This is a genomic window from Tundrisphaera macrotermitis (genome assembly GCF_051175315.1).
In the GTDB taxonomy this organism is placed as follows: Bacteria; Planctomycetota; Planctomycetia; order Isosphaerales; family Isosphaeraceae; genus Tundrisphaera.
Genome location: NZ_CP195100.1, coordinates 4,255,869 through 4,266,629 on the forward strand (window position 1 = coordinate 4,255,869; position 10,761 = coordinate 4,266,629).

A 10,761-nucleotide genomic window follows, 5' to 3' on the forward strand; every position below is an offset into this window, starting at 1 on the left:
CAACGCAGGGCCTCCCATGATACCGATCAGGGCACATCCGTCAAGTGTTCCCCAATCGGATCGGATGTCATTCATGAACTACTCTAGGCGGGTGGGCAAGCCCGGCCCTCCGACACCCCGGCCCGCGGCGCGGGGACGGGGTCGGCCGGGCCGCCCCGGACGGCGCCCAGAAGCGAGGCGCGGCCGCGGATCCGGCCGAGAATGGCGGATCAGGTCCGAGACATCGGGCCGGATGGATGCTAGGATGGGGTCCCAGGCCCGACGGCGTCGGATCGGTGATGGGCCGCGAGACTGGCCATTTTAGGGTGCGAGCATGGACCGCCTCTGGGCCCCCTGGCGGGCCCAATATATCAAGGACAGCGCGGCCCGGCCCGCGGACGCGGATCCGGGCTGCTTCCTGTGCCGGGGGCTCGCCTCCGACCCGCGCCACGACCGCGACAACCTGCTGGCCTGGCGCGGGGCCCACGCGGCGATCTTCCTGAACCGATTCCCTTACAACAACGGACACCTGCTGGTCGCGCCCCTGGTGCATCGGGGGACCCTGGCCGAATTGGAGGGTCCGGACCTGACCGAGCCCCTGCTGGCCGTCCGCCGGGCGATCGCCGCCCTCGATCGGATCCTCCGCCCTCAGGGCTACAATGTCGGGCTCAATCTCGGCAAGGCCGCCGGCGCGGGCCTCCCCGGCCACCTCCACTGGCACATCGTCCCGCGATGGGATGGAGACACCAATTTCATGCCGGTCACGGGCGAGACCAAGGTGATCGTCGAAAGCCTGGCCGAATTCCACGATCGGCTGGTCGCGGAACTCTCCGCCGGGGAATGACCCCGGAAGCCGCGATCGGCTCGATCCCCCACGACGATTCCGAGGCCTCCCTCTCCCCCCCGCTCATCCCGGCCTTCGGCGAGGTTCATTCCATGCTCATGCTCATCATCCGGGCGGTGTTCGTCGTTGTCATCGCCGGGCTCGGCGTCCGCCTGGCCCGGGCGACCGGCGACACCGCCCACTGGCTGTTCATCTTCGGGGGGGTGGTGGTCTCGGCCGTCATCGTCCTGGTGGTCGACCTCGCCACCCCGCGCAAGCGGATCCAGACGATCTCCGCGGTCTATTTCGGCCTGATCGTCGGCCTGATCCTGGGCAACCTGGTCCAGAGCGCCATGGAGCCGACGCTGACGCTGTTCCAGCCCGACGCCAACATCCAAAGGGCCCTGACCGGCATCGTCACCATCGTGATCTGCTATGCCTGCGTCAGCCTCTTGCTCCAGACCAAGGACGACTTCCGGTTCATCATCCCCTACATGGAGTTCTCCAAGGACGTGAAGGGGTCGCGCCCCCTGGTCCTGGACACCTCGGTGGTGATCGACGGCCGGATCGCCGACGTCGCCGAGACCCGCGTCATCGACCAGCCCCTGATCGTCCCCCGGTTCGTGCTCCAGGAACTCCAGGGGATCGCGGATAGCTCGGACAAGCTCCGCCGCAATCGCGGCCGGCGCGGGCTGGACATCCTCAACAAGCTCCAGAAGTCGAGCGGCATCGAGGTCAAGATCCACGACGCCGAGATCCCCGAGCTGGCCGGCATCCGCGAGGTCGACCAGAAGCTGGTGGTCCTGGCCAAGCACCTGGGCGGGCGGGTGGTCACCAACGACTACAACCTCAACAAGATCGCCCGGCTCCAGGGGGTCGAGGTCATCAACCTCAACGACCTGGCCAACGCCCTCAAGCCGGTGGTCCTGCCCGGCGAGATGCTCACGGTCAAGATCCTCAAGCGCGGCGAGGAGCCGGGGCAGGGGGTCGGCTACCTCGACGACGGGACCATGGTCGTGACCGAGTTCGGCCAGCACCACCTGGGGGAGACCGTCCGCCTCACGGTGACCAGCGTGCTCCAGACCAGCGCCGGGCGAATGATCTTCGGCCGGATGGACCAGCCCGTCGCGCCGGTCGGCCGGGGCGGGCCCGGCGGCATCAACAACGCCCCGCCCCACGAGCCCCACGGCCGTGCCAACGCCTGAGCCGGATCGTGGCCGACGGATGATCCGGCCTCTCGGACGCGGGACGATCCGCGTCCTGGGGGTCGTCGCGGCCGCGGCGGCCACCGCCTCGCTGGTGCCCTGGACGGCCGGCTCGACCGGCCCGAGCGGGCTGATCGTCGCCCTCGCGGCCGGGGTCGCTGCCCTGGTCCCCGAGGTCCTCGCCCTGCGATCGCTCCTGGGCCGGAGCGGCGATCGGCCCCGTCCGCCCGACGGGGCCCGCCCCGCCGACGGCATCGTGGATCGGTCGGGGATGGCCGGCGTCCGGTCGGAGCCCAACGAGGAGGATCCCGGCTGGCGGCGGTTCCGGGCCATCGAGCCCGACGGCCCGCCCCCCACTCGGCTCGTCCGCGCGGTCCCGCCGCCACTCGGCCGCGTGGCCCTGATCTCGGTCTTCGTCGGCCGAGACGGCCGGGACTGGACCGATCCGGAGATCGCCCGGGGCCATCGGGCCCTGGAGCGGGCCGGGGCCTGGCTGGAACGCGAGGCCGCGTGCTGGGACGCCCCGGTCAACATCCTCCTGCCGGACGTCTACTTCCAGGGCCGGGACGACGCGGACGACCCGGTCGAGTTGTCCTACCAGGCGGAAGGGGATGACTTCGGCCCGATGGAGGCGGGGGCGGCCTTCAAGGGGATCGCCTCGGCCAGCCGGGTCGCGGCCGGGCTCGGGTTCGCCGACGTGGTCGATCTGGCGGGCCGGGTCGAGCCGAGGGTGGATGCCGACGTCCGGGTCTGGCTGTTTCACATCCTCCGGTCGGGCCGATCGTTGGCCATCCCCGCGACGGACCCGGAGGCCCCCGGCATCGGCCTGGCGATCTGCCACGCCCGCGAGGCGAGCTTCCCCCGGCCCCTGGACGGGCCCGGCCGCGTCGACCCGGTGACGGTGGTCCACGAGGTGCTCCACCTGTTCGGCGCCTCGGACAAGTACGGGACCCGGCTGGAAGCCTACCCGCGCGGGTCCGTCGGGGCCCGCGACGTGATGAGGCTCGACCATGCGACCCTGGATCGCCTGGTGGTGGGGCCGCTCACGGCGGCGGAGATCGGCTGGCTCGGCCGGGTCGGTGACCGGCGACGAAAACCGCCCGCCGCGACCGAGGCCGGTCGGGGCGGGCGGGAATGAGGCCGGGTTAAGGGGGTCCATCCGGGATCCGACCGGGGGTCGGATCAGTTCGCGTCGGCCGGTACTTCCGACCTCGCGATGGTGTTGGCCAGGTTCGCCGCGTCCGAGGCGCGACGGACATCGGCATATTTCGCGAGCGGGGCGGAACGCGTCCCGTCGACGTAAACGCCGTACACCGCATATAGACCATGCAACTGACCCGTCTCCGCACGCTGGAACAGCCCCGAACGGATCAGGGATGCGAGGTTCCGCTGCCAGAGCTGGGTTTCGGCCAATTTCGTCTGCATGGCGAGCCCCTAAATCAAGAGTGGATGGACCGCTCCGTGGCCGAAGGGCGACGGTCAAACACCGTTCGCCCTTTCCTATTCTAAACGCTCATTCCGTCATCGCCGTCCTGTCCCGTCGAAAATCGAAAAAGGACTCGTCATCTCCATGATTGCCATCGTCGCTCGAACGTCCAGAGGGGAGTTGTCGCGGGGAAGTTCGCACAGATCCGAAAAAGTTGCAAAGCCAAGTTGGCAAACCGTTCCCGCAATCGCCCCGATTTGTCCTATCGGCCGCATTTCGTGGCAATCGCCAGGTGATCTAGCGAATCCTGGGCCATCGTCCAGCACGATCCGGCCCATCCCCCCTCTGATCTGGAAAAATACGCAGGGGAGCCCCCAAATTGCGGCGGTCACATTCCGCCGACGTGAAGGGGGCTGCCGCGATTCATGGCGTGGTGCCCGACTCGTGCTCATCCGAGGGCAAGGCATGGCGGGCCAGGGCCAGGGCGCCGTGGATCACGACCGACTCGCCCAGGGCGGCCGTGACGACGTCGAAGGTGCCCCGGACCGGGGGGAAGGCCCGCTCGTCGATCCGGCGGCGGATCGGCTCGATCCACCAGGGGTCCGGGATCAGGGAGACGCCGCCCCCCAGGATGATCCGCCGGGGGGCGATCATCGTCACGGCATGGGCCAGCACGGTGCCGACCGCTTCGGCCGCCTCGGCCAGGATCGCCGCCGCCCCGGCATCCCCCGCGACGGCGGATCGGGCGACCGTCTCGGCGGTCGCGCAGGGATCGCCCCGGCGGTCTCGCGCCGTCTTGCCGATCGACCAGCCGGAGGCGATCGACTCCAGGATCCGGGGGCCGTCCGGGCCGTCGACCCAGACGTGGCCGATCTCGGCCGCGCCGGAGCCGGCCCCGCGATAGATCCGCCCACCCACGATCAGGCCGCCGCCGATCCCGCTGCCGATCGTCACGTAAAGGATCGGGTCCAGCCCCACCCCTGCGCCGAAAAGGGCCTCTCCCAGCCCGGCGGTGTCGGCGTCGTTCTGGATCGCGACGCGGCCGACGCCGAGGGTGCGGCCCGCCCATTCGGCCAGCGGGAAGCCATCCCAGCCGTCGACCTGGTGCGAATGTGTGACGATCCCCCGGGCCGCATCGACCGGCCCGCCGAAGCCGATGCCGACGGCCTCGGGGCGTGCGCCGCCGGCCTCGGGGCGATCGAGCAGGGCCCGGTACGCCTCCTCGATCTGGGCGAGGATGCCGGGGGCTCCGGCCTCGGGGCGGATCGTCCTCCGCTCCAGGGCCGGGATCCGGCCGTCGCCGCGTCCCAACCCGAGCTGGAGCTTGGTGCCGCCGATCTCGATGCCGACGACCAGGGGGCCGGGCGTCGGGCTCAATGCGAGGCCGACAGGCTGGGGGAGGGCATCGCCAGGGCGAACCGGCGGTTGAGGTCGTCGATGATCCAGTGGTAGGCGACCTGGTGGATCGACTCGACGATCCCCATGTCGTCGCTGGCGACGTGGAGGTTGTGGTGGCCCATCGTCTTGAGGACGCCGCCGTTAAATCCGGTAAAGCCGACCGTGGTCAGCCCGTTGGTGTTGGCCCACTCCACGGCGCGGAGGATGTTCGGGCTGTTGCCCGACCCCGAGATCGCGATCAGCAGGTCGCCGGGCGAGGCCAGGTTCTTGAGCTGCTCGACGAAGATCCGCTCGTAGCCTTCGTCGTTGGCCCAGGCCATGATGCCGGCCGTGTTATCGGTGAGGCTCAGGACCTTGAGGCGCTTCTGGGCCTCGAAGTCGCGGAGCGTGCACTTGGCCAGGTCCTCGCAGAGGTGGGACGCGTTGGCCCCGGAGCCGCCGTTGCCGATGATGAAGACGAACCGGCCGGTCTGGTAGACGTCGTCGATGAGCTGGCTGACCGTCTCGAGCTGGGTGAGATCGAGGGCCTGGATGTCGCGACAGACCTGCTCCAGGTAATCCTTGGCGCCCAATGTCGATCCCAACATGCCGATGGCTCCTCCGCTAGCATCCGTCCTGGGCTCTGATGACGATCCGTGGGCCGATTGTAACCGCTGCCCCGCCGACGGACAATCGACGGTCAAGCGGGCCGATCGATGCGGGAAGGGCGAGGGCGGACGGATGATGGGATGGGCGTGGTTGGTGCCGGGCGTCGGGTTGCTGGTCGTCGCGGCCTATCTGATGGCGGGGCGGGGGTTGCGCCTGCCGGCGGGGGCGCCGGCCCGGCTCGGTGCCGTGTTGATCGGCTGGTGCTGGGCCACGCTCGGCGTGGAGGCGTTGGGTTCGTTCGGGATGCTCCGGCCGGGGCCGCTCACGCTCTGGTCGGCGCTCGGGCTGGCGATCGCCGCCCCCATCGCCCACCGGCGGGGCCGGATACCTATCGGCGAAACGAAGCCAACCGGCGGGCCGTGGGAAGCGTCCGCCGTGCTGAGCCTGGGGCTGGTGATCTGGGTGTTCCTCCGGTTCGGGCTCCCGTCCCTGCTGATGCCGGTCAAGGTGGTGAGCGACGGGCCGATCTATCACCTGTACATGGCCGCGCGATGGTGGAAGGCGGGGCGGGTCTTCCCGGTCGCGACCCCGTTCGGCGAGGTGGGGGCCACCTACTTCTGGGCCAACGGCGAGGCCTGGTTCGCCTGGCTCATGACCCTGCAAGGGGGCGACCGCCTGGCCCGGGTCGGACAGATTCCATTCCTCGTCGTCGGGGCGATGGCGGCCCACGCGATGGCCCGGCGGTTGGGGTCCGGGACGAGCGCCGCCCTGATCGCCGCCGGCTGGTTCGTGACGCTCGGACCCCTGATGATCTTCGGGTGCGAGCCCAACGTCGACGCCCAGTTCGTGGCGGGTTACCTGCTCGCGGCCTATTTCTTCCTCCGCTACGCCCTGGAGGACGACGGGGCGACCTCGCTGGCCCTGGGGGCGGTCGCGGCCGGGCTGACCTGGGGGACCAAGCCGACGGGAATCGTCTTCGTCCCGGTCCTGCTGGCCGGGGTGGCCGTGCTGATCGTCGCGCGTCCGGCCCCGCTGTGGACCCGGATCGGGCACCTGGCCCTCCTGATCTTCATGCCGCTGCTGGGTATGGGCTACTGGGCGGCCCGCAACGCGGCCCTGACCGGCAACCCGTTTTATCCGCTCCACCTTTCGGTGTTCGGCCGGGTGATCCTCCGGGGCTGGTTCGAGCCGGAGGTGATGCGGTTCAGCGTCTACTACATCCCCCGCGAGGACTGGCGGGCGTTCGTCGATATCCTGGTCTCGGTCCTGGATGCCCGACTGGCGCCCGCGTGGCTGGCGGCGATCGGCGGGGCCTGGTGGATCGGCCGCCGCGATCGCGTGGATAGGGCGCGGTGGGTGTGGGCCCTGTCCGGGCTGGCCGTCCTGATCGTCGCCCTGTACTGGCTGGTGATCCCGTACCGGACCCAGCAACGGTTCATGCTGCCCGCCTTCGGCCTGGCCGTCACGCCCCTGGCGCTGACGCTGGACCGGGCCCGGTGGCTGAGGTGGGCCGGGGCGGGCCTGCTGGCCGTCCACGTCCTGACCCCCCAGCCGTGGCCGCTCTCGGGGCCCGACGACCGGATCCCCTGGGACATGACGCCGGTCATCGCCAATGCCATCCCGGCGCCGATCACCGTGCCGACCGGCCCGCCCATGTGGCGGCAGCTCATCGCGGAACCGGGCGGGATGGCCCAGGCCGTGAGCCTCGGCCTGTGGGGGCTGGGCGCGATGGCCGTCGCCTGGAGCTGGTCCCGGCTGGCACGCGACGGCTCGCGCCGGGCCTGGGTCGTGGCGGGGGGGCTGACGGCGGCGGTCACGCTCGGGTCGGGCTGGGCGATCCGCGTCGGGGCGCCCCCCTCGCCGTTCCCGTTCTTCCGGGATTACTTCGTCGGCTGGACCGAGCTGGAGGCCCGCGCCGGGGCGACGGGGGCCCGGATCGCCTATGCCGGGACCAATATCCCCTACTACCTGATGGGCGGGGACCTACGCAACGAGGTCCGCTACATCAACATCGACGCCCATCGCGACTGGCTGATGCACGACTACCACCGGGCCGCGTCGTCGCTGGGGCTGCCGGAGACCTGGCCGAACCCCTATCCCGGCTGGGATCGGATGCGGCCCGACTACGCGGCCTGGCTGGCCAACCTCCGTGCCGCGGGGATCGAGATCCTGGTCGTGGCCCGGGCCAACGTCTCCGAGGGGTCGCACAACGTGGCCGACGCCGAGGGGTTCCCCGTCGAGCGGGGCTGGGCCGAGTCGCACCCCGAGTCGTTCCAACCCCTGTACGGGGTCAACCCGCCCGATCCCCTGTTCCGCTTCTATCGGGTCGCCCCCTGAACCCTTTTTCCGAATCCGCGACGGATTGCCCCGCGAGATCGCACTAACCAAGGAGAGAAGTCCGTCCCGCGTCTTGGCGGGAGGCGGGCGAGGACGGTTCCCGGAGGAGAGGACGATGCGGTTGACTTTGCGGACCCTGGTCGCCTGGCTCGACGACACATTATCTCCCAACGAGGTCCGGACGATCGGGCAGCAGGTCTCGGAGAGCCCGTTCGCCCAGGAGCTGGTCGAGCGGGTCAACCGTGTGACGCGGCAGAGGCGGCTGGCGGCCCCCCTGACCACCGGCCCCGACTCGACCGACCCCAACGTCGTGTCAGCTTACCTGGACAACGAGCTGTCGCCCGACCAGGTGGCCGAGTTCGAGAAGAAGTGCCTGACCTCCGACGTCCATCTCGCCGAGGTCGCCAGCGTCCACCAGATCCTGAGCCTGATCGGCCACAAGGCCAAGGTGCCCGCCGACGCCAAGGCCCGGATGTATCGCCTGGTCAAGGGCCGGGAGGCCAGCCCCCAGGCGCAGCCCCCCGCCCGCGAGCGGAAGCCCTCGCCGGCGCCCGAGCCGGAGCCCGCCGCGCCATCGATCGGCGTATGGCACCCGTCGGCCGCCTCGCCGGGCCGGTCGATGCTCGAACGGTTCGGCCCGTTCGCCGTGGTGTTCGGCCTGATCGCCGTCCTGGGCTGGACGGCGGCGCAGAGCCTCCGGAACGAGCCGGCGCCCGTGGTCGTGAAAAACGAACCCAAGCCCGTGGTCGAGCCGGTGGCCCCGGCCCCCGTCGCCCCCAGGCCGGCCCCCGAGATCCCCAAGGCGATCGAGGTCGCGGAGGCCCCGCCGGCGATGCCGGCCGAGCCGGCCGAGGATGGGACGGTCGCCACATTCGACGAGATCCAGGGCGTCGTCCTCCGGTTCGTCCCGGAATCGGCCTCGTGGGAGCGCCTGGCGGCCAAGGAACCGATCAAGGCGAAGACGCGGCTACTCAACCTCGCCCCGTTCCGCAACACCTTGAAGTTCCCCAAGGGGGACGTGGACCTGGTCGAATCGACCGAGGTCGTCGTCGACCAGCCTGAGGCGGAGCAGGCCGGGCGGCTGGACCTGCACCGGGGGATGCTCGCCCTGCGCAGTTCCGCGACGCCCGCTCCCTTCGCGATCGGCCTGGACGGGCAGGTCGTCTCGATCCGGCCGTCGGGCGGGGCCGACATCGGCGTGGACCGGCTCCCGACCCTCCGGCCGGGGCAGGCCGAGCCCTCGGCCGGCAAGCTGCGGATCTACATCCCCTCCGGGGAGGTGGTGCTCCGTTCCGGCGAGGCCGAGGAGCGCATCAGCGGGCCGGGCGGGATGGCATTCCTCGCCTCGGGTAAGTTCGACGAACGGTCGCACCAGCCAGCCCCGACCTGGGTCGCCGACCCGTCGCCGACGTCGTTCGCCAAGGAGATCGGAGACCAGTTCGTCGCCTACTTCCGCGCCGACCGGCCGATCCTGGCCAACCTGGTCGAGGCGATGGACGACAGCCAGAAGGACGTGAAGCGGATGGCCGTCCAGGCCCTGGCCGGGATCGGCGACCTGGAATCGGTGGTGGCCGTGCTCGAAGGCGAGGCGGACGCCTCGTCCCATCGCGCGGCCGTGGATGCCCTCCGCACCGGGCTGGCCCAGGGGGGCGAGCCGGCCAAGGCCGTCCGCGAGAGCCTGAACCGCCAGTACGGCGAGGAATGGGGCGTGGTCACCGAGAGGCTGCTGGTCGGCTACCCGGCCGAGTCCGCCAGGGACGAGGCGATCATGTCCCAGCTGGTCGGCTATCTCGGCGCGGCCCCGGGCCGGGGCACCCGCTCGCTGGCCCTGGACAACCTCTGCGAGCTGACCCACCGCGACAGCATGGAGTACGACCCGTCCCAGCCCGAGGGGAAGGGGCTCAAGGCCTGGCAGGACTTCCTCAAGAAGGAATTCAGCTCGTCCTCCCGGAACCCCTCCGGCCCCCGCTCCGAACGCCGCCCCGATGCCTCGATCCGGGCCCGAACGGGGGCCGGGGCATGATCGTCGACCTTGGTCCCCACCTCCGGGTCGCCGAAACGGCGGCCCGCGAGGCCGGCTCCGTGCTGCTCGGCCTGTACGGGAAGGTCGCCGCCCGCGAGAAGCGGCCCGGCGACCTCGTCACCGAGGCCGACACCGCCAGCCAGGCGCGGATCGCCGCGATCCTGGCCGACGCCTTCCCCGACCACACCCTGCTGGCCGAGGAGGACAACGTCCAGCCCGACCCGGCCAACCCCTGGCGCTGGGTCGTGGACCCGCTCGACGGCACGATCAACTTCGCCCACGGCTTCCCCTTCTGGTGCGTGTCGATCGCCCTGGAATATGCCGGGCGGCTGGTGGTCGGGGTGATCCACGACCCCCTGGCCGGCCGGACCTATTCGGCCCGGCTGGGCGGCGGGGCCACGCTCAACGGCGAACGCCTCCGGGTCGGCCCAGCCCCCAGCCTGCGCGAATCCTTGATCTCCACCGGGCTGCCCACCGACTTCGCCGACGACGCCGACCGCCAGCTCGCCCTCCTGAGTCGGATGTCGACCGGGACCCACTCGGTCCGGCGGACCGGGTCCACCGCCTTGAACCTGGCGTTGGTGGCCGCCGGCGGGCTGGATGCCTTCTATGCCACGTCGATCCACCCGTGGGACGTGGCCGCCGGGGTCGTCCTGGTCCGCGAGGCGGGGGGCATCGTCTCGGCGCTCTCCGGCGGGCCTTATGACATGTACCGCCGGCAGATTCTGGCCACCAACGGCCTGATCCACGCCGAGGCGGCGGCGGCCCTGGTCTCGGCCTGGCCGGACCTGGCCGCGATCTGATCCTCCCCGATCTCGGTCATTTCACCCAAAGCCCCAACAAATGGGCCTCGCCCCGCGTAGTGGTGGCAGCGTGGGGCGAGTCCCGGATCGTTGGCCGGGGCCCGCGAGCCGTGGTAAAGTTGACCGGACCGGCGAGGTCGATGCGAACTCCGCCATCGCCCCGCGCCGGCCCGATCTCC

Annotated in this window: 9 protein-coding genes; 6 read left to right on the forward strand and 3 right to left on the reverse strand. The window is 70.8% G+C overall.

The window, feature by feature from the left end:
* The first annotated feature begins 313 nt into the window (after positions 1-313).
* The 3 genes from TA3x_RS17170 (at position 314) to TA3x_RS17180 (ending at position 3,145) form a co-directional block, all read left to right on the forward strand.
* On the forward strand, positions 314-823 hold the full coding sequence (locus tag TA3x_RS17170) for an HIT family protein (protein WP_435015880.1): 510 nt from the start codon (positions 314-316) through the stop codon (positions 821-823).
* Between the two features lie 92 nt (positions 824-915).
* The gene (locus TA3x_RS17175; RefSeq protein WP_435015881.1) at positions 916-2,007 is read left to right on the forward strand and encodes a PIN/TRAM domain-containing protein; all 1,092 of its coding nucleotides are present in this window, start codon (positions 916-918) and stop codon (positions 2,005-2,007) included.
* 19 nt (positions 2,008-2,026) lie between these two features.
* On the forward strand, positions 2,027-3,145 hold the full coding sequence (locus TA3x_RS17180; RefSeq protein WP_435015882.1) for a hypothetical protein: 1,119 nt from the start codon (positions 2,027-2,029) through the stop codon (positions 3,143-3,145).
* Between the two features lie 44 nt (positions 3,146-3,189).
* On the opposite strand, the gene TA3x_RS17185 is transcribed toward TA3x_RS17180, so the two are convergent.
* The 3 genes from TA3x_RS17185 to TA3x_RS17195 form a co-directional block, all read right to left on the reverse strand.
* Positions 3,190-3,432 (reverse strand): hypothetical protein, encoded by a 243-nt coding sequence (locus TA3x_RS17185; RefSeq protein WP_435015883.1) that lies wholly within the window; start codon positions 3,430-3,432, stop codon positions 3,190-3,192.
* Positions 3,433-3,856: 424 nt separating this feature from the next.
* On the reverse strand, positions 3,857-4,810 hold the full coding sequence (locus TA3x_RS17190) for an ROK family protein (protein WP_435015884.1): 954 nt from the start codon (positions 4,808-4,810) through the stop codon (positions 3,857-3,859).
* Positions 4,807-5,418 carry an SIS domain-containing protein gene (locus tag TA3x_RS17195; protein ID WP_435015885.1) on the reverse strand — a complete coding sequence of 204 codons (612 nt, stop codon included), beginning with the start codon at positions 5,416-5,418 and terminating at the stop codon, positions 4,807-4,809. The genes TA3x_RS17190 and TA3x_RS17195 overlap by 4 nt, the downstream gene beginning before the upstream one ends.
* 133 nt (positions 5,419-5,551) lie before the next feature.
* Between TA3x_RS17195 and TA3x_RS17200 the strand changes: the two genes are divergently transcribed.
* The 3 genes from TA3x_RS17200 (at position 5,552) to TA3x_RS17210 (ending at position 10,582) form a co-directional block, all read left to right on the forward strand.
* Entirely contained in the window at positions 5,552-7,756 is a 2,205-nt protein-coding gene (locus tag TA3x_RS17200; protein ID WP_435015886.1) for a glycosyltransferase family 39 protein, read from the forward strand.
* A gap of 115 nt (positions 7,757-7,871) precedes the next feature.
* Positions 7,872-9,779 carry a hypothetical protein gene (locus TA3x_RS17205; protein WP_435015887.1) on the forward strand — a complete coding sequence of 636 codons (1,908 nt, stop codon included), beginning with the start codon at positions 7,872-7,874 and terminating at the stop codon, positions 9,777-9,779.
* The gene (locus TA3x_RS17210; protein WP_435015888.1) at positions 9,776-10,582 is read left to right on the forward strand and encodes an inositol monophosphatase family protein; all 807 of its coding nucleotides are present in this window, start codon (positions 9,776-9,778) and stop codon (positions 10,580-10,582) included. Before TA3x_RS17205 ends, TA3x_RS17210 begins: the two co-directional genes overlap by 4 nt.
* The last annotated feature ends 179 nt before the right edge of the window (positions 10,583-10,761 follow it).

Excerpts from the sequence above, each read along its gene's own strand:
- TA3x_RS17170 (WP_435015880.1), top strand. The coding sequence starts at position 314 with ATGGACCGCCTCTGGGCCCCCTGGCGGGCCCAATATATCAAGGACAGC.
- TA3x_RS17175 (WP_435015881.1), top strand. The coding sequence starts at position 916 with ATGCTCATGCTCATCATCCGGGCGGTGTTCGTCGTTGTCATCGCCGGG.
- TA3x_RS17180 (WP_435015882.1), top strand. The coding sequence starts at position 2,027 with ATGATCCGGCCTCTCGGACGCGGGACGATCCGCGTCCTGGGGGTCGTC.
- TA3x_RS17185 (WP_435015883.1), bottom strand. The coding sequence starts at position 3,432 with ATGCAGACGAAATTGGCCGAAACCCAGCTCTGGCAGCGGAACCTCGCA.
- TA3x_RS17195 (WP_435015885.1), bottom strand. The coding sequence starts at position 5,418 with ATGTTGGGATCGACATTGGGCGCCAAGGATTACCTGGAGCAGGTCTGT.
- TA3x_RS17200 (WP_435015886.1), top strand. The coding sequence starts at position 5,552 with ATGATGGGATGGGCGTGGTTGGTGCCGGGCGTCGGGTTGCTGGTCGTC.
- TA3x_RS17205 (WP_435015887.1), top strand. The coding sequence starts at position 7,872 with ATGCGGTTGACTTTGCGGACCCTGGTCGCCTGGCTCGACGACACATTA.
- TA3x_RS17210 (WP_435015888.1), top strand. The coding sequence starts at position 9,776 with ATGATCGTCGACCTTGGTCCCCACCTCCGGGTCGCCGAAACGGCGGCC.